This window comes from Microbacterium psychrotolerans (genome assembly GCF_031085295.1).
In the GTDB taxonomy this organism is placed as follows: Bacteria; Actinomycetota; Actinomycetes; order Actinomycetales; family Microbacteriaceae; genus Microbacterium; species Microbacterium psychrotolerans.
The window spans coordinates 21,996-40,235 of record NZ_JAVFWO010000004.1 but is presented as its reverse complement, the minus strand read 5'-3'; the positions used below and the strand labels follow the sequence as shown (position 1 = coordinate 40,235).

The window sequence follows — 18,240 nt, the reverse complement described above, 5'->3', positions numbered from 1 at the left end:
GGGACGGCCCGACCCCTTGACACGCGGTCACAGCGGGCGCATTATTCATCACGTGATGAATAGCGCGGGGACGGATGCCGTCAGCGTGCGTGATCTGCACGTGCGACGCGGCAAGACCGAGGTCTTCACCTCGCTCGATCTCGACATCCCGCGCGGTCAGATCACCGGCTTGATGGGTCCATCGGGGTGCGGGAAGACGACGCTCATGCGCGCGATCGTAGGCGTGCAGAAGATCGCCGGCGGCTCGGTGACCGTGCTCGGCGAGCCGGGGGGATCGCGGGCCCTCCGCAGGCGAGTGGCGTACGACACGCAGGCGGCGTCGGTGTACGGCGACCTCACGATCCAGCAGAACCTCCGCTACTTCGCGCGGCTGGTCGGGGCGCCCGGTCGCGACGTCGATCGCGTCATCGAACAGGTCGGCCTCGCCGACCAGCGGGATCAGACCATCGACTCGCTGAGCGGCGGGCAGGAGAGCCGCGTCTCGCTGGCCGTGGCGATGCTCGGCGATCCCGAGCTGCTCGTCCTCGACGAGCCGACGGTGGGCCTCGACCCCGTGCTCCGGGCCGAGCTGTGGGCGGTCTTCCGCGCTCTGGCCGACGCCGGCGCGACGCTCGTCGTCTCGAGCCATGTGATGGACGAGGCGGTGCGGTGCGATCGACTCGTGCTGATGCGGGCCGGTCGCATCATCGCCGACACGACGCCGGACGGCCTGCTCGCCGATACCGGGACGACGGATCCGGATGCCGCCTTTCTCACCCTCATCGAACGCGACGCGGTTCGGCAGGCCCAGGGACCGCGCGCTCCGGGCGGTTCGCCCGCTGAACCCCACCCGCTGACGCGCCGCGAACTTCGAGAAGCGCACCCGCCCGAGGCGCCGGCGAACCCCACAGACGAAGGGAGCGGCTCGTGAACGGCGTGCTGACGCTGGCGACCGCCGGACGCGTGCTGCGGCAGCTCAGCCACGACCCGCGGTCGATCGCGCTCATGCTCGTCGCGCCGAGCCTGCTCGTCGGCTTGTTCGCCTGGCTGTTCAGCGACCAGGAGGGCGTGTTCGACCAGTTCGGCGGACCGATCCTGGCGCTGTTCCCCTTCATCGTGATGTTCCTCATCACGTCGATCACAACGCTCCGCGAGCGCCGATCGGGCACCCTCGAGCGGCTGATGACGACTCCGATCGCCAAGCCCGACTTCATCGTCGGATACGCCCTCGCGTTCGGGCTGATGGCGACGCTGCAGGCCGTCATCACCGTCTCCTTCGCCGTCTGGGTGTGCGGGCTCGACGTCGAGGGGCCGCTGTGGCAGCTGGGGCTGGTGGCCGTCGTCGACGCGATCCTCGGCAGCGCGCTCGGGCTGCTCGCCAGCGCGTTCGCCCGCACCGAGTTCCAGGCCGTGCAGTTCATGCCGTTGATCGTGTTTCCGCAGATCATCCTCGGCGGCTTGTTCATGCCGCGCGAGGACATGCCCGAGGCGCTGTACCAGATCTCGAAGGTGCTGCCGCTGAGCTACGCCATCGACACGATCAATGCGGTGACGGCCGGCGACGAGGGCTGGGACGTGTTCGGTCCACTTCTCGTCGTGGTGGCGTTCGCCGTCGGAGCGCTGATCCTGGCCTCGCTCACGCTCCGGCGCCGGACCCCGTAGCGGCGGGCGATCAGCAGCTGGGCTGCTTCTTCCGCAGCTTGGCGGTGAGGTCGCGCAGCTGGCTGAGCTCGTCGTCCGAGAGCAGCGACATCCGCTCGGCGATGGCCCTGCCGTGGGCGCTGGCGATGCGGCGGAACAGCGAGGCGCCGGCGTCCGTCGCGTGGACGAGCGACCCGCGCCCGTCGTCGGGATCCGCGCACTTCGTGAGCAGTCCGCGCGCCACCATGCGGTCGACGAGCCGTGAGACGCTGGGCTGGCTGATGAGCATGTTCGCGGTGACGTCCCGCAGCCGGGCGGTGAGGTCGTCGGAGCGAGTGACGGTGAGGAGCACGTCGTACTCGGCCTGACTCAGCATCTCTTCGTCGAAGTCGCCGTTGATGTCGCCGAACACCTCGTGCTGGGCCCGGAAGAGGCTCTCCCAGGCGTCGATGGCGAGACGGCGGTCGGTCATATCGTCAAGAGTAGGGCAGGCCGCGGACCCTAGGCTGGCCCCATGGCGTCTTCTGCAACCGCGTCGTGGCGCGCGCGCCGTCTCGGAGCGACGGCACTGCTGCTCGCCCTCTTCGCGGGCCTTCTCCTCGCAGGCGTCGTCGCTGCTCCGGCTCATGCGGACGTCGACGACTTCTCGTTCGAGAGCCTCGATGTCGAGTACCAGCTCGGTCGTGCCGAGGACGGCACGAGCACGCTCACCGTGGTCGAGACGTTCGTCGCGCTCTTCCCCGAGTCCGACCAGAACCACGGCATGCGGCGGCTCATCCCCGACAACTACCAGGGGGCGCCGTTGAACCCGCACCTCGTCTCCATCACGGACGAGAACGGTGCAGCGCGTGACGCCGAGACCGAGGAGGAAGACGGGGTCTTCTCCATGACCTCGCGTGCCGACGAGTTCGTCCACGGTCGCCAGACGTACGTCTTCACCTACACGCTCGAGAACGTCACGCGGTACTTCGCGGACACGGGCTCGGACGAGTTCTACTGGGACGTGAACGGCACTCTCTGGTCCCAGTCATTCGGCCGCGTCACGGCACGCGTGACCATGCCGGACGACGTGGATGCCGCACGCACGGGTGCGCAGTCCTGCTACGTCGGCTACCAGGACGAGACCCGGACGTGCGCCATCGGCGACTCCGACAGGGCGGTCGTGGCAACCGTCGAAGGGGTCCAGCCGTACCAGACGATGACGATCGCGATCGGGTTCGAGCCCGACACCTTCACCGAGTTCGACGCCTCGTATCTGGCGTCGCCGTGGGGTTGGCTGCAGGGGACGGTCGCGCTTCTCGGGCTCGGCACCGCTGTGGTCTTCGCGGTCATCACGCGTGCGCGGCACCTCCGCGACGAGCCCGGGCGACCGGTCATCATCGCCGAGTACACGCCCCCGCGCGGAATCGACGCCCTCGAGAGCGCCGTTCTCCTCGGCCACACGTCTAAGGCGATCCCGGCCGAGGTGCTCGAGCAGGCGGTGGTCGGCAGCATCCGCATCGAAGAAGGCCCGCAGAAGCTGTTCGGCGGCACACGTCTGAAGGCCGTGCTCCAGAATCCATCGCTCGCCGACGGAGATGGACGGATGCTGCTTCCCGGCCTCTTCCCGTCCGGCATGCCGGGCGAGGAGTTCGAGTTCGGTCGCACCGACACCAGGTTCTCGTCGACGGCGCAGAAGGTGCTGAAGGCGGCAACCTCCGAGCTGACGACGCGTGGGCTGCGTCGCAGAGTGCCGGTCGGCCCGCGGGCATGGCCGGTGGTGATCGCGATCGTCTCCGCCGTGCTCGTCCTGCTCTTCGGCATCGGAGCCCTCGTCGCCTACGTGACGCCGTGGATTCCCGTGGTGCTGATCATCGGGGCGGTGCTCGTCGTGCTGGTGGTGGCGGGGTTGGTGTCGCACAAGCCGCTCACCGCCGCCGGAGCCGAGACCCGCGACCACCTGCTGGGTCTGAAGCAGTTCATCGAGTGGGCGGAGGCCGATCGGATCCGGATGCTGCAGTCGCCGCAGGGCGCCGAACGGGTGCCCGTCGACGTCTCGGATCCGCGGGTGAAGCTCAAGCTGTACGAGACCCTCCTTCCGTACGCCGTCGTGTTCGGCCAGGAGAAGCGGTGGGCGGAGGAGCTCGCCGTCCTGTACGGCGAGGGCAACTCGCCCACCTGGTACGCCGGATCTTCGGGCTTCCATGCGGCGGCCTTCTCTGCGGGCATCTCGACACTCTCGTCGTCGGCCTCCGCTTCGTCGTCCTCGGGCGGTTCGTCGGGTGGCGGTTCCGCCGGCGGTGGCGGCGGTGGTGGCGGCGGCGGAGGGGTGTGAGTGCTCGGTCACTGCGAGGACACCTCGCGGCGCGGGTGACGTGCCGCCCGGTGGCGGGCTGACCTGCTGGCGCGCAGCGCGGCAGTGCAGGTCAGGCGGATCGCGCGCGCTGCAGTTCGGCGTGGAGGACCCGGTTGGCGGATCGCCACGGCCTTCGCGCATCCACCCACGTCGGCGGCCGCACCTGGGGCATGCCATCGAGCATGCGGATCTCCCACCCGCTGGTCTCGATCGTGCGGTGATGATGCCAGCAGAGCATCACGCCGTTGTCGACCTGGGTCGGGCCGCCCCTCGCGTGCTCGACGACGTGGTGGATCTCGCACCACGCAGCGCGGACCCGGCACCCGGGGATGACGCAGCCGCCGTCGCGGGCGCTGATGGCCTTCCGCTGCCAGTGGCTGAACACCCGGTCGGTGACCGCGAGGGCCTTGATGCGGCCGTTCGCGCCGAGCGTGACGCGATGGATGGTGCCGTGGCATCCGATGTGACGCGCGAAGGTCGCCGGAACCGGCACCTCGCCGTCCGGCCCGTCGACGAAGGCGACGCCGTCTGCGCGCTCCAGTTGATCTGCGGCCACGGTGACCACGAGCGTGGGCGCGGCTCCGCCCAAGGTGGGGCTGTCGGCGGACGCTGCCGCCGCCGCGAGGATGCCGGCGAACGCGTCGTGCCGCTTCTGATCGGCGGTCCGCGGGTCGTGGACGTGCTCGTCTTCGGCCGACCCGCCGGCGCCGGGCGGCTTGACGTCGACGAATCGCGGAGTGCGGTCCTGGACGCGAGGATTGAGGCTGGCGTCGAGCAGCCGTTGCAGCGTGGCAGCGACGTCGGCTGTCACGTTGCCATGCACCGGGAAGAGGCTGTTGCGTTCGCGTCCGAGCCGGAAGGTGCGCATGCGCTCGCTGTCTTCGTCCGGCAGCGTTCCGTCAGGATCGAGGAACAGCGCCCACGTCTGCGCCATGATCCGCAGCTCGTAGATGCTGCAGGGCGGGGTCCCGGCTTCGCCGACGGCAGCCTGCACGAGCTCGGCTTCGGCGGAAGCGAGGTCGTCGGCGGTGCACCTCCGCTGAAGGGGACGGAGCGCATCCGCGATCGTGGTGACGGCGTCGAGGCTGAGCCGACCCGTGGCGAGTTCCCGCCGAGCGTGATCGAGCGGCGCAGGCCGATCCTGTCCGGTCAGCGTCGGTCGTGTCGTGATGGCACGGGCGGTGCGCAGACGCGCGCGAGCGGTGGCGTTCGACACGTGAGTGGCACGCTCCAGCAGCTCGATCGCGCTGTCGCAGCCGAACGCCGCCGTCAGCGTGACGTCGGCGGCACTCGGCTCGCTGCGTCGCCCGACCTCTCCGGCGACGCTGAGGCGGGCGGCATCCGCCCATCGGCCGATCTCTTCGACGATCTTCAAGGCCGCCACGAGATCGTGGTCGGAAAGCACGCGATGCCCTTCGCGATAGAGGGCCTGCCTCAGCGCGTCGCCGAGCACCGCTGCGATGTCGCGGAGGTCGGCGAGGGGGAAGGTCATACCCCCATCATGCCGAGGGGTTCCGACGTTCGAGCGGAGTCAAATCGCAGGTCAAGGGCGATTTCTGTGGAAAACCCGCGTGGACGTGCACACCGCGTCTGCTGTGGAGGAGAGGACGCCGCTGAGGGCAAGAGTAAGGGCCGGTCGGAGAGGCTACCGACCGGCCCTTGTCCCTTGCACCAAGAGTGTCCTGCAATCACATGCCGGTAGCTGCCACAGCAAAACAACTACCGTGCATGCACTCTATAACGGCGAGGTAACGAAGGGAAGGGTTCGTCGTTATCTTTTTGTGATTCATTTCCTGTGAGTCCGCCGGCGCCCTGATGCGGGCCCTTTCGTCGCTCCCCGCACCCCGCGTCGCCCACAATGGTCAGACCGAGAGGAGCCGCTGTGATCAGCATCCGAGATCGTGTTGTCCGGAGCGCGCCGTTCGACGGGGCCGACACCGTACGCGGCCTCGTCGTCGAGTGGGGTCCGGTCACAGGACGTTTCGATGCGGAGGTCGCAGAGGGTGATCTGGCCCTCGTCAGCAACATCCACGTGCTGCCGATGCTCGGCGACATGGCGGTGCTGGTCCGCACGCAAGGTCAGTGGGAGCTGCCGGGCGGCACGATCGAGCCCGGTGAGACGCTCGAGGAGGCGGTCCACCGCGAGCTGGAGGAGGAGATCGGCGCCTCGCTCGCACGATTCACGCCCGTCGGCGTCCTGCGGTGCCGCTCGACCGCGGCGCAGCCCGCCCGAGTCCACCTTCCGCATCCCGAGTTCAACCTGCTGCTCGGGTGCGTCGACGTGGCCGGCATCCGGCAGCCGACAGGGTGGGGAGCCGGCGACGGCCATTCGGAGATCTCGATCGTCTCCCTCAGCGAGGCGCTGGATCGCCTGGCGGCATCCTCCGACCACCACGTGATGGCGAAGATCTTCTCGGTGTTCCTTGCGTCGAAGGAGCGGGTGCCATGAGTGGAGGTTCATGGACGCCCGCCGCCGCATCCTGATCGCGACGGATCTCGACGGCACCCTCGTGCCCGACGACACCGTCGCGCTGCCGCCGCACACGGCGAGCGTGCTGCGGCGCCTCGACGACGCCGGAGTGCCCGTCGTCTTCGTCACGGGCCGGCCGCTGCGATGGATGTCGGGGTTCTGGCCGCACGTCGGAAGCCATGGCCTCGCGGTCGTCTCGAACGGCGCACTGACCTTCGATGCCCACGCCGGCACGATCATCACGCTGGCCGGCATAGAGGCCGAGGCGGGCATGGCGATCTGCGCAGCCATCGAGGCCGAGCTTCCCGGCGCCTGGTTCGCGATCGAGTGTGCGGACGGCATCCGCTTCGCGCCCGAATATGTCGAGCCGTATCCGTCGCCCGGCGCGCCGCGCGGCACGCTCGCCGAGATCTGGACCGATCCGGCCGTAAAGCTGCTGGTGCGGCATCCGGACGTGCCGGCAGCGGTTCTGCACGACCGCGTCGAGGCGATCGTGGGGGATCGTGCGACCGTGACATGGTCCGTGTCGGGACTCGTCGAGATCAGCTCCGCAGGCATCACGAAGGCGAGCGCACTCCGCCACCTGTGCCGGCGCCTCGGGATCGATGCCGCGGACGTCATCGCGTTCGGCGACATGCCCAACGACATCTCCCTGCTCACCTGGGCCGGCACCTCCTACGCGGTCGCGAACGCGCATGAATCGGTGATCCGTGCCGCCGATCACATCGCCCCACCCTGCGCCGAGGAAGGCGTGGCGCAGGTCCTCGATCGGCTCCTCGATGAGCTCGCCGCTGCCGCCGCCGACGCCGGGAAAGCCGGACCCTGAGCGCCCCCGAACGCGCGCTACGGCAGCGCCGCTGCCGCCGCCGGCACTACGACGCAGGCCGAGGGGCGGCCGGCGACACCCGCCCCGTTCTTCTTCGACCCCGGCTCCTGGCCCTTCGTCCACCACGAGGCGGTCCACACGGCGCCGTCATACGTCACGACGTCGCCCTCGTCGTACACCGCGGTGGACGACCACGCCGGCGGAGCGGTCGAAGCGATCCCGACGTGTTCGGCCGCGTGTGCATCGCGATCAACGGTCGCGGCATCGTCGTCGGCGACGACACTGTTTCCACCCCTTGACCTCGGCATCCTGATGTGTACAGTGTGAACATACGCACTCGCACACTCGGAGGTTCCGATGCAGAGCACGACCCAGCAAGCCCTTCCGCCCGTCGTCGACGCCGAGACGTGGCGGCGTGAGCTCGCCGACCTCCGGGTTCGCGAGAAGGCGGCGACGCGAGAACTCGACGCGATCGCCGCACAGCGGCGGCGACTGCCGATGGTCGAGCTGCCGGAGTACACGCTCGTCGGCAAGGACGGCCCCGTGCGTCTGGCCGACATCTTCGAGGGCAAGTCGCAGCTCATCGTCTACAACCACATGTGGTTCGAGGGCAAGGAATGGCACTGCCCCGGCTGCACCGGCTTCACCTCGCAATACACGCGTCTCGACTTCCTCGAGGCGTACGACGCCCGGTTCGTGATCGTGACCCAGGGGCCGATCGACGAGGCGCTCGCGTACCGCGAGAAGACCGGCAACCGCATGGAGTGGTACTCGACGGCCGACAGCCCGTTCGGCGCCGACATGGACGCGCCCGCGGGCGGCGGGTTCGCCGTGAACGTGTTCCTCCGCGACGGCGACACGGTGTATCGCACGTGGCACACGAACGGCCGTGGCACCGAGCAGCTGAGCCACACCTTCCCGCTCATCGACCTGCTGCCGTACGGCAGGCAGGAGGTGTGGCAGGACTCGCCGGAGGGGTGGCCGAAGTCCGACACCTACGACGGCTGGTTCACGTCGCAGAAGATCGCCGAGCTGTACGGCGCGGGTCAGGCTCAGGGCTGAGGACGACGGATGCCGCGCCCGGCGCGCGCGGCCGGCTGACCCCCTCGCGCCCGCGGCGACGTGCGCCCGGCGCGCGCGGCCGGCTGACCTCCCTCGCACCCGCGGCGACGTCCGCCCGGCGCGCCGGCGTTTCGCGGATGTGGGTGGGGCTCGCCAGTATGAGAGGCGATGCGTACTGTCACCTCCCGCCGCCTGCTCGCATCGAGCGCGCTCGCCGCGGCGCTCTGGATGCTCGTCGTCGGCGCGCGATGGGTGTTCTCGCAGCTCCCCGGCGGGGGCGCCCAGCTCGGAAGCCTCGTGCCCGACCTCGTCTCGCCGTCGCTGCTCTGGGGTCCGGTCGGCGGATGGCTCATCGTGATCGGGCTGGGCGGCGCGATCGCCGTCGGGCTCTGCCATCTTCTGTTCACCGCGCTCGCCGCGCGTCACGGCGCGCTCCTCGTGGGCGCGTGGTTCGCCGCCGTCGCCGCGGGTGCGGTCGTCGGACTCGCCTTCGACGTCGCCGCGGCGTGGAGCTTCGTCGCGGTGTCCGGACCCCGCGGAATCCTGGTGGGCGAGTTCGGCGCTCTGGCGGCGGCGGGCGCCCTCTGGGGTCTGGCCGTGGGATGGCTGCCGGGCCTCGTCGCTCGAACCCCCGCTCCGGCGCGCGCAGACGCTGATGCGGCACCGCAGGCCCGGCGTCCGGTCTGGCTGGTGCCGGCGGCGGCCGTCGCGGTCGTGGCCGTGGTCGCGGGCGGGGTCCTGGCCGACCAGGCGCGCACCGACGCGATCCAGGCGGAGGCCGACGCCCAACGTGAGATCGAAGCGCAGAACACCTTCGGCGCGCTGCCCGACCCGCACGCACCGGGCGAGCCGGTGCCCACGGCCGCTCCGGCATCCGGCGATCTCGACCCACAGTGGTGCACGCCCGACAAGGCGACGCCGCTGCTCGGCGAACCGGACGCGGCGACCGGACATCGCGGCCTGCCGATCCGGCTGATGAACTTCTCGGATGAGCCCTGCGTCATCGAGGGCTACCCCGACGTGGCATTCGGCGACCAGAACCAGCACCTGCTCGCGGTCACGATCGAGCAGGGCGGCTCGTTCATGACGCAGGACCCCGGACCGCAGCGCATCGAGGTGCCCGCCGGCGGGTACGCCGTGACCTACCTCGGGTGGGACGCGGCTTCGCCGCACGGCGCGCTCGTCACGAAGACGGTCTACGCTGCGCCCACCGCCGGCATGGTACGTGGCTCGTGGGGACTGGACTTCGACCTCGACATCGTGGAGGGATCGACCGTCGCGATCACCGCGTGGGCGCTCGATCCGAACCCGTTCCCCTCGAGATGAAGGAACGCGGATGCCGCACCCGGACGGGTGCGGCATCCGCGTCTCGCGTCACACGCTTGCTCAGCGACCGGCGGCCGACGGATCAGTACCAGTCGGTGGCCTGCGAGTGCCCCCATGCGGCGCAGGGGGTGCCGTACGAGCCGGCGATGTAGCCGAGGCCCCAGGCGATCTGCGTCGCGGCGTTGGTCTGCCAGTCGGCGCCGGCGCTGGCCATCTTGTTGCCGGGGAGGGACTGCGGGATGCCGGTGGCACCGCTTCCGGAGTTGTAGGCCTGGTAGTTCCAGTCCGACTCCTTGTCCCACAGCGACTCGAGGCACGAGAACTGGCCGTCGCCCCACCCGTACTGCGAGGCGGCCATCTGGCGCGCGGTCGCCTTGGCGCCCTCGGGGGTGTTGGCGGCGGCGAGGGCGGCGGCTGCCGCCTCGGCCTGGCGCTGCGCCTCGGCGGCGGCTGCGGCGGCCGCTGCGGCCGCCTCTTCGGCGGCCTTCTGCGCCTTGGCGGCGTCGAGGCGCTCGCGCAGTTCGGAGATGCGCGCGGAGACCCCGGCGGTGACGCGGGTCGCGTCGGCGGTGAGCCCGGGGACGAGCAGCATGGGGACGAGATCGAGCTTCGACAGGCGGTCGGTGGCCTGCTCGAGCGGAGCGGTCTCGATCGACGTGTCGGGCAGGCCGAGGTCGAGGCCGGATGCGGCGATGTCGGCGGTCACGGCGGTGGCCTCGGTGAGCGCGACGCGCGCGGCGAGCACGGTGCTCTGGGCGTCGACCCGGATGTCGCGCAGAGTCGCTTCGGGCGCGGTGGCCGAGGCGATGGCTGACGCAGCCAGCGGGGCGGCGTTGGCGAGCGTCGGCGAGGCGAGCGTGAGGCCCGTCGTGAGGACGATGCCGAGGGCGGCGCCGGCGGCGACGGCGGGGACGAAGAAGCGGCCGCGGCGGCGGCGGGCAGGAGTGAGTGACGAGTCTGAGTGCATGACGAACGTACGATCCTTCGGGTTTCGCGCCGCGGGTATCGGCGCCGTGCGCCCTCGGGTCGGACGCACAAGTGCCCGAGTCTGCCTCATGCCGTCTGGACGACTCCCGGTGTTTTCCTGAACGAAACGTGGGAGGCGTTTTCCCTGAAAGTCCTGATCCGAGGCTGGAGAAGGTCCGCTCGGACGCCGAAGACGAAGGGGGGAGGATGCCGGATTCCCGGCATCCTCCCCCCTCCAGGGAAGCGATTCAGACCGTGCGGTGCGCCGTGTAGTACGCGAGCAGGGCGCGGGTCGAGGCGTCCTGCGCGGCGATCGCCGCCTCGTCGCCCTCGATGGCCGGGGCGATCTGCAGGGCGAGCTGCTTGCCCAGCTCGACACCCCACTGGTCGAACGAGTTCACTCCCCAGATCACGCCCTGGGTGAAGGTGATGTGCTCGTACAGCGCCACCAGCTGGCCGAGCACCGACGGGGTCAGTGCGGGCGCGAAGATCGACGTGGTGGGCTTGTTGCCCGCGAAGGTGCGGGCGGCCACGAGGGCGCCGGTGGTGCCCTCCGCCTCCACCTCCTCGGCCGTCTTCCCGAACGCCAGCGCCTTGGTCTGCGCGAGGAAGTTCGAGAGGAACAGCCCGTGCACGTCGCGCCCGTCGTCCGACAGCGGGTAGGCGGGGTTCGCGAACGCGATGAAGTCCGCCGGGATGAGCCGGGTGCCCTGGTGGATCAGCTGATAGAAGGCGTGCTGGCCGTTCGTGCCGGGCTCGCCCCAGAAGACCTCGCCGGTGTCGGTCGTCACGGGGGAACCGTCCCAGCGCACCGACTTGCCGTTCGATTCCATCGTCAGCTGCTGCAGGTACGCGGCGAAGCGGCTCAGCTGCTGTGCGTAGGGGAGCACGGCGTGGGACTGGGCGCCGAGGAAGTTCGTGTACCAGACGTTCAGGAGCCCCATCAGGACGGGGACGTTGCTCCTGAGCGGAGTCGTGCGCACGTGCTCGTCGACCGCGTGGAATCCGGCGAGCAGCTCGCGGAACACGTCGGGTCCGAGCTCGATCATGAGCGACAGCCCGATGGCCGAGTCGACCGAGTAGCGGCCGCCGACCCAGTCCCAGAACCCGAAGGCGTTCGCGGTGTCGATGCCGAAGGCCGCGACCTTGTCGAGTGCGGTCGACACGGCGACGAAGTGGTGGGCGACGGCATCCGTCCTCGCCTCCTCCGAGCCGTCGATCGCGCCGGCCGCCTCGAGACCGGCCCAGAGCCAATCGCGGGCGAGGCGCGCGTTCGTCAGCGTCTCGAGGGTCGTGAAGGTCTTCGACGCGACGATGAACAACGTCGTCTCGGGGTCGAGCCCCTTCGTCTTCTGCGCGAGGTCGGTGGGGTCGATGTTCGAGACGAACCGAGCCTCGATGCCGGCGGTCGCGTAGGGCTCCAGGGCCGCGGAGATCATGACGGGGCCGAGGTCGGATCCGCCGATGCCGATGTTGACGATGTGGGTGACCTTCTTGCCGGTCGCCCCCGCCCACTCGCCGGAGCGCAGGCGGTCGGCGAACGCCGTCATCGCGGTCAGCACCGACTGCACGTCGGCGTCGATGTCCTGGCCGTCGACGACCAGGGCGGGCTGGGCGCCCGCGGGGCGGCGGAGCGCGGTGTGCAGCACCGCGCGGTCCTCGGTGGTGTTGATGTGCTCGCCGGCGATCATCGCGGCGTAGCGCTCGGCGACGCCGGTGTCCTCGGCCAGACGCACGAGCGCGGCGAGGATCTCGTCGGTCACGAGGTTCTTCGACAGATCGACGTGCAGGTCGGCGAGCTCGAAGCTCAGCCGTTCGGCGCGGCGCGGATCGATCGCGAACCAATCGCGCAGATCGGGGGCGAACGAATCGCGGAGGGAGCTGAGCTCGGCCCAGGCGGACGTGGTGGTGGCATCGACGGGAGCGGTCACGCCCTTAACGTACCCGCGGCGACGCGCGCCGTGGTTACGGGTTACTCACCGACCGTGCGGTCCGGTTGTGAGTCTCGCGCGGGCCGCCGGGCTAGGCTCCCGGCATGGCGGTGAGTCAGACCAGGCGGGCCCGCGCGGCTCGGCGCCGTGCACGACGCGTGGCCGCCGCCGACAATGACCTCACCGTCGACGAGTGGCAGGCGCTCCTCGAGGCGTGGGCCTCGTGCGCCTACTGCGGCACCGAGGCCGGCCCGTTCCAGAAGGACTGCGTGCTGCCCATTTCGCGCGGCGGCAGGTACACGTTCGAGAACGTCGTCCCCGCGTGCCGTTCGTGCAACGCGAGCAAGAGCAACGACGAGGTCACCGGGTGGCTGCGCCGCAAGCGACTCGACGAGCGTGCCTTCCTGCTGCGGCACGTCGAGGTGCTCCGCGCCTGGCGCGGTGTCGCGGAAGCGGCCATCGAGGAGGCCGGGCAGGCGGTGGCGGTGGTCGACGAGGAGGTGGGCGCGCCGTGACGGTCGGCATCCGCCCGTACGAGTCTGGCGACTGGGGCGACATCGCACGCATCCACGATGCCGCGCGCATCGACGAGCTTCGCGGTGCGGGCCTCCTCGAGGCGTTCCTCACCCTGGCCGACACCTACGAGAACGAGGGCCTGTTCGACGACCAGGTGTGGGTCGCCGAGTACGAGGGGCGTGTCGCCGGCTTCATCGCGGGCCGTGTCGGCGCGGAGGGCGGCGAGATCACGTGGATCTACGTCGACCCCGCCCTCTACCGCCGGGGCATCGGCCGCGCACTCGTCGAGCACTTCCTGGCGCGGGCGGGCGGGCCGGTCGAGCTCGAGGTGCTGGACGGCAACGCCGCCCGCGACTTCTACGAGTCGCTCGGCTTCGTACGCACCGCGACGACCACGGGCAAGCTCGCCGGCAACGAGACCTTCGCCGCGACCGGCCACACCCTCGTGTGGACTCCGGCGCAGCCCTGACCGACGGCAGGGACGAGGAAGCGGCCCGCGCGATTCGGGTTCGCGCGGGCCGCTGGTTCGGGAGGGCGGACGCTACTGGGCGGCGTAGCCGCCGTCGACGAGGTGGTAGCTGCCGCTGATGAAGGTGGCGGCATCCGATGCGAGGAACGCGACGAGGTTCGCGACCTCCTGCGACTCGCCCAGACGGCCGAGGGCGTGCTTGGCGGCCAGCGCCGCCTGCGCGTCGGCGTCGAGGTTGGCGTCGACGAGCGGTGTGTGGATGAAGCCGGGGCCGACCGCGTTGACGCGGACGCCCTGAGCGCCGTACTCGAGTGCTGCGTTCTTGGTGAGGCCGACGACGCCGTGCTTCGCCGTGACGTATGCCGACGACATCGGGATGCCCACCGAGCCGAGCACCGACGAGATGTTGACGATGGACCCGCCGCCGTTGCGGGCGATCGCGGGCGCCTGAGCGCGCGTGCCGTAGAACACCGCGTTCAGGTTGATCTCGATGACCTTCTGCCACGAGTCAATCGGGTACTCGCCGATCGGCGCGGCTGCGCCGCCGATGCCGGCGTTGTTGACCGCGATGCGCAGGGGCGCGAGCGCCTCTGCGGCGTCGACGGCCGCCTGTCCGACTGCGGGGTCGGAGACGTCGCCGACGAACGCGACCGCCGTGCCGCCGGCGCCCGTGATCTCCGCGACGACCGCGTCCGCGGCATCCTGTCGCACGTCCGCGACGACCACCGCCGCACCGTTCTCGGCGAGAGTGAGGGCGACAGCCCGGCCGATGCCGGATCCGGCGCCCGTGACGATCGCGGAACGCTCCGCGACATCGTACGTAGCCATGATGTACCTCCGTAGGCGGCGTCAGCGCGTGGCGCCGGGTTGTTTCTCCGACACATGTCGGTTACTCATGGGTTAACCTACACCTGTCGAAAAGATTCCCGGAGGTGGAATGGACCCCCGCAAGCAGCGCAGCCGCGATCGCCTGTACTCCGCCGCGCTTGCGCTCGCTGCCGAGCGACCGATCTCGAGCCTCACCGTGACACAGCTCGCCGACGCGGCCGGCGTGCACCGCTCGACGTTCTACGAGCACGCCGATTCGCCTTCCGGACTCGTCGACGCCGCCCTGACGGCCGAGCTCGACGTCCTGCGCGACGAGCTGATGAAGGACCGATCGGATGCCGCCACCGCCGTCGCCACGGTCACCGAGGGCGTCCTTCGCCACATCCTGCGCCACGTCGACATCTACCGCCGCGAGCTGGCGCACGGGGGAGGGGCGCTGCACGCGATGCTGAGCCGGCACTTCCGCGGCACCACCGAGATCCTGCTCGAACGCGGGCGGGTGCAGCTGCCGCTCACCGCTGACGGCGTCCCGGACGCGGCCGTCGCGGATGCCGCCGCGCGCTTCCTCGCCGACGGCACGGTGGGAGCCATCGACGGGTGGCTGCGGCATCCTCGTCCCCGCGTGGAGGACTTCCTGCGCGTCTATCTGGCGCTGCTGCCGGAGTGGTGGCCGCATCGTCCCGTGGTCTGACTCCACGGACGTCGCTCAGCCGTCGTCGGGGCGCCCGAGCAGCGCGATGCCGTCGAGCACCGCACGATGGGTCGCCGGTGAGTCCAGCACCCGGAAGTGCCCGGCCGCGGGCACCGAGATGTTGGTGGCGCCGTCCAGGGCGCTGCCTTCGGGGATGTGCGGGTCGAACGGGCCGAAGATCGACACGATGCGCCCGTTGATCGACGTCTCGCGCCCGAGCATGACGATCGTCTCGTCGTCGGGGAGGAATGCCCGGATGCTCGGGTCGACGAAGATGCGAGCCCGTCGGGCGCCGGCGAACGGCGTCGCGACGGCCACCAGCCCGAGGAGGCCGAGCGGACGTGTGCCGGTGCGCGGCGTCGCAGCGGCGGCGGCATCCGTCGGATCCTCGCCCGAGGTCGCGGCCCTCGCCGCTTCGACCGCGGCACCGGAGGTCACCAGCACGTGCTTGCCGATGAGCCCGCCCTTGCTGTGCGCCACGAGAACCACGCCGGCCCGTGGCGGCGGGGCGTCGGCGAGCACGCGCTCGAGACGGTCGGCGGTATCGGGGATGCTGCGGCGGTTCACGCCCAGTCCGTGGACCACCCGCACCCGGTGGCCTGCGGCCGCCAGGGCATCGCCGAGGGGGCGGAGGAACGTCCAGTGCTCGTACACCCCGGGGACGAGGTACACCTCGGGAAGGGCGGGGTCGCCCTGGCGCCAGGATGCCGGGATGGGACGCGGCCGGCCGATCGACCAAGGGAGCGAGAGCACGGCGAACTGCCGTCGCGCGGCATAGAGGTAGTCGGCGGCCCACCACAGCGCATGCCGTACCGGCGAGGAGCGCGGGGCTGCGCCGGATGCGGCACGGTCGACCATGGTGCGCAGTCTACGAGGGGGGCGGCACAGCCGTGCCCCGCACGCCCGTGATCGCCGCTTCCACGACGGATGCCGCGAGCGCGTCGACGATGGGCGCCGGCTGCCAGCGCACCGGGCCGTGCACGGCGATCTCGGCGAAGCCGTGGACCGAGGACCAGCACGCCCATTCGGCGAAGGGTCGCCGATCGGGCGCGAGGGCGCCGGCATCCACCATCGCGTCGAGCGTGTCCATGAGCAGGCGGAACGGGGCGACGAGCTCGTCGTCGAGCGTGACGATGGCGTCGCTGGCGTGGGTGTCCTGCGTGAAGAACGCGGTCTCGAACCAGCCGGGCTCCGCGCGGGCGAAGTCGATGTACGCCAGCCCGACACGGCGCAGGCGCTCGATCGTGGCGGCAGCGGGCGCGAGGCCGTCGGGGGTCGCGGCGACGCGTGAGGTGATCGCGCCGGCGAGGGCGAGCTGCGCCTCGCGGGCGACGGCCCGCACGAGAGCGTCCCGGTCGGCGAAGTGCCGGTAGGCCGCGTTGGGAGAGACGCCGGCGGCACGGGTCGCCTCTCGGAGTGTCACGGCGCCGGGGCCGCCGGTGCGCGCGAGCTGCAGTCCGTGACCGATGAGGGCCTGTCGGAGGTCCCCGTGATGATAGGTCCGCACGGGTGAAGTCATTGCATCCTCCCGCCCGAGTGTGTACGGTGTGAACATTGCATGTGAACACTGTCCACATCGAGCTTAGACCCTCGCTCTTGCCTCCCTGACCGAGAACACGCCTAAGGAATCGACATGAGTCAGACGAGCCCCGCGGGGCCCGCCTCCGACGAGGATCTTCACGCACACCCGGGTCCGCGGACGCTGCGCGCCTTCTACCAGGTGCTCGTCAACACCGCGCTGGCGAACGTGACGAGCAGCTACCTCTGGTTCGCGCTCACGTTCTGGGTGTACCTCGAGACGAAGTCCGTGCTCGCCACCGCGATCATCGGCGGGTCGTACATGCTGCTCGTCGCCGTGTTCGGCGTCGTGTTCGGCGTGATCGTCGACCGCATGAAGAAGAAGGCGGTCATGCTGCTCTCGAGCATCGTGACCGCGGTCGCCTACCTGCTCGCGGGCGCGATCTTCCTGACGATCCCCGAGAGCGCGCTCCTGGACTGGGGTGGGCTGTGGTTCTGGGCGTTCGCCGGCGTCATCCTCATCGGCGGCGTCGTGGAGAACCTCCGCAACATCGCGCTGTCGACCACGGTCACGCTGCTGGTTCCCGCCGAGCGCCGCGACCGCGCGAACGGCCTGGTCGGTGCCGTGCAGGGCATCGCCTTCATGGTGACGAGCGTGTTCTCGGGCCTGTCGATCGGCCTTCTGGGCATGGGATGGACAGTCGCGATCGCCATCGCGGCGACGGGCGTCGCGCTGGTGCATCTGCTGTTCGTGCCGATCCCCGAGCGGGGCGTCGCCCACGTCGCCGGCGACAACCCCGCCGCTGCGCCGCAGGGGTTCGGGTTCCGCGGAGTGATCCCCGCCGTGATGGCGGTTCCCGGGCTGCTGGCCCTCATCCTGTTCTCGACGTTCAACAACCTCGTCGGCGGCGTGTTCATGGCCCTCATGGACCCCTACGGGCTGACGCTCTTCTCGGTCGAGGCGTGGGGCATCGTGCTCGGCGTGACGAGCTTCGGGTTCATCATCGGCGGCGCGCTCGTCGCCAAGTTCGGTCTCGGCAAGAATCCGGTGCGCACCATGCTGCTCGTGAACATCGGCATCGCGCTGCTCGGAATGAGCTTCGCCATCCGCGAGTGGTGGTGGCTGTACGCGCTCGGCATCCTGATCTTCATGGCGCTCATGCCGATCGCCGAGGCCTCCGAGCAGACGATCGTGCAGCGCGTGGTGCCGTACGACAAGCAGGGCCGCGTCTTCGGCTTCGCCGCGAGCGTGGAATCGGCGGCGGCGCCGGTCTCGGCGTTCCTGATCGGTCCGATCGCCCAGTTCTGGCTCATCCCGTTCATGGAATCGCCGGAGGGCCAGGACTCGTTCGGCTGGCTGCTGGGCGACGGCGAGGCCAGGGGCATCGCGCTGGCGTTCGTCGGGGCGAGCCTGGTGCTGCTGCTCGTCGTGCTGCTCGCCTTCTTCTCGAAGCCCTACCGCGAGCTGTCGGATGCGTACGCCGCAGCGCCGCCGTCGCTGCCCACCGAGGAAGAGGGGGCGGACGCCGCCGCGGCGGGCGCCAGCCCGGCGGCAGACGATCTGCGCTCGGGCCTGCGCTGACGCCCGGCGCGGTCGGGCGCGGCCGGGAGCGGGGCCGCCGCGACCGGCCACGGCGGGACGGCCTGCGCTCTGGCCTGCGCTCGTGCTCCTGGACTCGAGG

At 70.5% G+C, this 18,240-nt stretch carries 19 protein-coding genes; 11 read left to right on the top strand and 8 right to left on the bottom strand.

Translation table 11 applies throughout. The annotated features are described in order from the left end of the window. Positions 1 to 55 precede the first annotated feature (55 nt). A complete protein-coding gene (locus Q9R08_RS13255) occupies positions 56 to 910 on the top strand; it encodes an ABC transporter ATP-binding protein (protein ID WP_308868552.1) in 855 nt (284 codons plus the stop codon). Further along, on the top strand, positions 907 to 1,641 hold the full coding sequence (locus tag Q9R08_RS13250; RefSeq protein ID WP_308868551.1) for an ABC transporter permease: 735 nt from the start codon (positions 907 to 909) through the stop codon (positions 1,639 to 1,641). Before Q9R08_RS13255 ends, Q9R08_RS13250 begins: the two co-directional genes overlap by 4 nt. Before the next feature lie 10 nt (positions 1,642 to 1,651). On the opposite strand, the gene Q9R08_RS13245 is transcribed toward Q9R08_RS13250, so the two are convergent. Next, positions 1,652 to 2,092 (bottom strand): MarR family winged helix-turn-helix transcriptional regulator, encoded by a 441-nt coding sequence (locus tag Q9R08_RS13245; protein WP_308868549.1) that lies wholly within the window; start codon positions 2,090 to 2,092, stop codon positions 1,652 to 1,654. Positions 2,093 to 2,134: 42 nt separating this feature from the next. Here Q9R08_RS13245 and Q9R08_RS13240 point away from each other — a divergent pair, with 42 nt between their 5' ends. Further along, on the top strand, positions 2,135 to 3,934 hold the full coding sequence (locus Q9R08_RS13240; protein ID WP_308868548.1) for a DUF2207 domain-containing protein: 1,800 nt from the start codon (positions 2,135 to 2,137) through the stop codon (positions 3,932 to 3,934). A gap of 91 nt (positions 3,935 to 4,025) precedes the next feature. Here the strand turns inward: Q9R08_RS13240 and Q9R08_RS13235 are convergent, their stop codons facing one another. Next, positions 4,026 to 5,447 carry an HNH endonuclease signature motif containing protein gene (locus Q9R08_RS13235; RefSeq protein WP_308868547.1) on the bottom strand — a complete coding sequence of 474 codons (1,422 nt, stop codon included), beginning with the start codon at positions 5,445 to 5,447 and terminating at the stop codon, positions 4,026 to 4,028. A 390-nt stretch (positions 5,448 to 5,837) separates the two neighbouring features. Here Q9R08_RS13235 and Q9R08_RS13230 point away from each other — a divergent pair, with 390 nt between their 5' ends. Both Q9R08_RS13230 and Q9R08_RS13225 read left to right on the top strand, forming a co-directional pair. Next, on the top strand, positions 5,838 to 6,404 hold the full coding sequence (locus tag Q9R08_RS13230; RefSeq protein WP_308868546.1) for an NUDIX hydrolase: 567 nt from the start codon (positions 5,838 to 5,840) through the stop codon (positions 6,402 to 6,404). 10 nt (positions 6,405 to 6,414) lie between these two features. Next, a complete protein-coding gene (locus Q9R08_RS13225; RefSeq protein ID WP_308868545.1) occupies positions 6,415 to 7,251 on the top strand; it encodes an HAD-IIB family hydrolase in 837 nt (278 codons plus the stop codon). A 17-nt stretch (positions 7,252 to 7,268) separates the two neighbouring features. Here the strand turns inward: Q9R08_RS13225 and Q9R08_RS13220 are convergent, their stop codons facing one another. Then, on the bottom strand, positions 7,269 to 7,559 hold the full coding sequence (locus Q9R08_RS13220) for a carbohydrate-binding protein (protein ID WP_308868544.1): 291 nt from the start codon (positions 7,557 to 7,559) through the stop codon (positions 7,269 to 7,271). 49 nt (positions 7,560 to 7,608) lie between these two features. Here Q9R08_RS13220 and Q9R08_RS13215 point away from each other — a divergent pair, with 49 nt between their 5' ends. Together Q9R08_RS13215 and Q9R08_RS13210 are read left to right on the top strand one after the other, a co-directional pair. Next, positions 7,609 to 8,313, top strand: a complete 705-nt coding sequence (locus Q9R08_RS13215; RefSeq protein ID WP_308868543.1) for a DUF899 domain-containing protein — start codon at positions 7,609 to 7,611, stop codon at positions 8,311 to 8,313. Between the two features lie 168 nt (positions 8,314 to 8,481). Next, positions 8,482 to 9,639, top strand: coding sequence for a DUF4232 domain-containing protein (locus Q9R08_RS13210; RefSeq protein WP_308868542.1), 1,158 nt, complete (start codon positions 8,482 to 8,484; stop codon positions 9,637 to 9,639). Positions 9,640 to 9,721: 82 nt separating this feature from the next. Here Q9R08_RS13210 and Q9R08_RS13205 read toward each other — a convergent pair whose 3' ends face one another. Together Q9R08_RS13205 and pgi are read right to left on the bottom strand one after the other, a co-directional pair. Then, on the bottom strand, positions 9,722 to 10,606 hold the full coding sequence (locus Q9R08_RS13205; protein WP_308868541.1) for an aggregation-promoting factor C-terminal-like domain-containing protein: 885 nt from the start codon (positions 10,604 to 10,606) through the stop codon (positions 9,722 to 9,724). Positions 10,607 to 10,853: 247 nt separating this feature from the next. After that, complete coding sequence (gene pgi / locus Q9R08_RS13200) at positions 10,854 to 12,536, bottom strand: glucose-6-phosphate isomerase (protein WP_308868540.1); 1,683 nt, start codon at positions 12,534 to 12,536, stop codon at positions 10,854 to 10,856. Positions 12,537 to 12,640: 104 nt separating this feature from the next. Here pgi and Q9R08_RS13195 point away from each other — a divergent pair, with 104 nt between their 5' ends. Together Q9R08_RS13195 and Q9R08_RS13190 are read left to right on the top strand one after the other, a co-directional pair. Continuing rightward, entirely contained in the window at positions 12,641 to 13,051 is a 411-nt protein-coding gene (locus Q9R08_RS13195; RefSeq protein ID WP_308868539.1) for an HNH endonuclease, read from the top strand. After that, complete coding sequence (locus Q9R08_RS13190) at positions 13,048 to 13,521, top strand: GNAT family N-acetyltransferase (RefSeq protein WP_308868538.1); 474 nt, start codon at positions 13,048 to 13,050, stop codon at positions 13,519 to 13,521. The genes Q9R08_RS13195 and Q9R08_RS13190 overlap by 4 nt, the downstream gene beginning before the upstream one ends. 72 nt (positions 13,522 to 13,593) lie before the next feature. On the opposite strand, the gene Q9R08_RS13185 is transcribed toward Q9R08_RS13190, so the two are convergent. After that, the gene (locus Q9R08_RS13185; protein WP_308868537.1) at positions 13,594 to 14,349 is read right to left on the bottom strand and encodes an SDR family NAD(P)-dependent oxidoreductase; all 756 of its coding nucleotides are present in this window, start codon (positions 14,347 to 14,349) and stop codon (positions 13,594 to 13,596) included. A 109-nt stretch (positions 14,350 to 14,458) separates the two neighbouring features. Here Q9R08_RS13185 and Q9R08_RS13180 point away from each other — a divergent pair, with 109 nt between their 5' ends. Beyond that, positions 14,459 to 15,040 carry a TetR/AcrR family transcriptional regulator gene (locus tag Q9R08_RS13180; protein ID WP_308868536.1) on the top strand — a complete coding sequence of 194 codons (582 nt, stop codon included), beginning with the start codon at positions 14,459 to 14,461 and terminating at the stop codon, positions 15,038 to 15,040. A 15-nt stretch (positions 15,041 to 15,055) separates the two neighbouring features. Here Q9R08_RS13180 and Q9R08_RS13175 read toward each other — a convergent pair whose 3' ends face one another. Further along, a complete protein-coding gene (locus Q9R08_RS13175; protein WP_308868535.1) occupies positions 15,056 to 15,898 on the bottom strand; it encodes an esterase/lipase family protein in 843 nt (280 codons plus the stop codon). Positions 15,899 to 15,908: 10 nt separating this feature from the next. Continuing rightward, complete coding sequence (locus tag Q9R08_RS13170; RefSeq protein WP_308868534.1) at positions 15,909 to 16,559, bottom strand: TetR/AcrR family transcriptional regulator; 651 nt, start codon at positions 16,557 to 16,559, stop codon at positions 15,909 to 15,911. A gap of 114 nt (positions 16,560 to 16,673) precedes the next feature. Between Q9R08_RS13170 and Q9R08_RS13165 the strand changes: the two genes are divergently transcribed. Next, positions 16,674 to 18,140 carry an MFS transporter gene (locus Q9R08_RS13165; protein WP_308868532.1) on the top strand — a complete coding sequence of 489 codons (1,467 nt, stop codon included), beginning with the start codon at positions 16,674 to 16,676 and terminating at the stop codon, positions 18,138 to 18,140. The last annotated feature ends 100 nt before the right edge of the window (positions 18,141 to 18,240 follow it).

Bases quoted from the DNA above. Each gene is read 5' to 3' on its own strand.
- Q9R08_RS13210 (WP_308868542.1), top strand. From the start codon at position 8,482: ATGCGTACTGTCACCTCCCGCCGCCTGCTCGCATCGAGCGCGCTCGCC.
- Q9R08_RS13255 (WP_308868552.1), top strand. From the start codon at position 56: ATGAATAGCGCGGGGACGGATGCCGTCAGCGTGCGTGATCTGCACGTG.
- Q9R08_RS13235 (WP_308868547.1), bottom strand. From the start codon at position 5,447: ATGACCTTCCCCCTCGCCGACCTCCGCGACATCGCAGCGGTGCTCGGC.
- Q9R08_RS13245 (WP_308868549.1), bottom strand. From the start codon at position 2,092: ATGACCGACCGCCGTCTCGCCATCGACGCCTGGGAGAGCCTCTTCCGG.
- Q9R08_RS13165 (WP_308868532.1), top strand. From the start codon at position 16,674: ATGAGTCAGACGAGCCCCGCGGGGCCCGCCTCCGACGAGGATCTTCAC.
- Q9R08_RS13225 (WP_308868545.1), top strand. From the start codon at position 6,415: ATGGACGCCCGCCGCCGCATCCTGATCGCGACGGATCTCGACGGCACC.
- Q9R08_RS13195 (WP_308868539.1), top strand. From the start codon at position 12,641: ATGGCGGTGAGTCAGACCAGGCGGGCCCGCGCGGCTCGGCGCCGTGCA.
- Q9R08_RS13240 (WP_308868548.1), top strand. From the start codon at position 2,135: ATGGCGTCTTCTGCAACCGCGTCGTGGCGCGCGCGCCGTCTCGGAGCG.
- Q9R08_RS13215 (WP_308868543.1), top strand. From the start codon at position 7,609: ATGCAGAGCACGACCCAGCAAGCCCTTCCGCCCGTCGTCGACGCCGAG.
- Q9R08_RS13205 (WP_308868541.1), bottom strand. From the start codon at position 10,606: ATGCACTCAGACTCGTCACTCACTCCTGCCCGCCGCCGCCGCGGCCGC.
- Q9R08_RS13170 (WP_308868534.1), bottom strand. From the start codon at position 16,559: ATGACTTCACCCGTGCGGACCTATCATCACGGGGACCTCCGACAGGCC.
- Q9R08_RS13175 (WP_308868535.1), bottom strand. From the start codon at position 15,898: ATGGTCGACCGTGCCGCATCCGGCGCAGCCCCGCGCTCCTCGCCGGTA.
- Q9R08_RS13185 (WP_308868537.1), bottom strand. From the start codon at position 14,349: ATGGCTACGTACGATGTCGCGGAGCGTTCCGCGATCGTCACGGGCGCC.
- Q9R08_RS13220 (WP_308868544.1), bottom strand. From the start codon at position 7,559: ATGCCGAGGTCAAGGGGTGGAAACAGTGTCGTCGCCGACGACGATGCC.
- Q9R08_RS13180 (WP_308868536.1), top strand. From the start codon at position 14,459: ATGGACCCCCGCAAGCAGCGCAGCCGCGATCGCCTGTACTCCGCCGCG.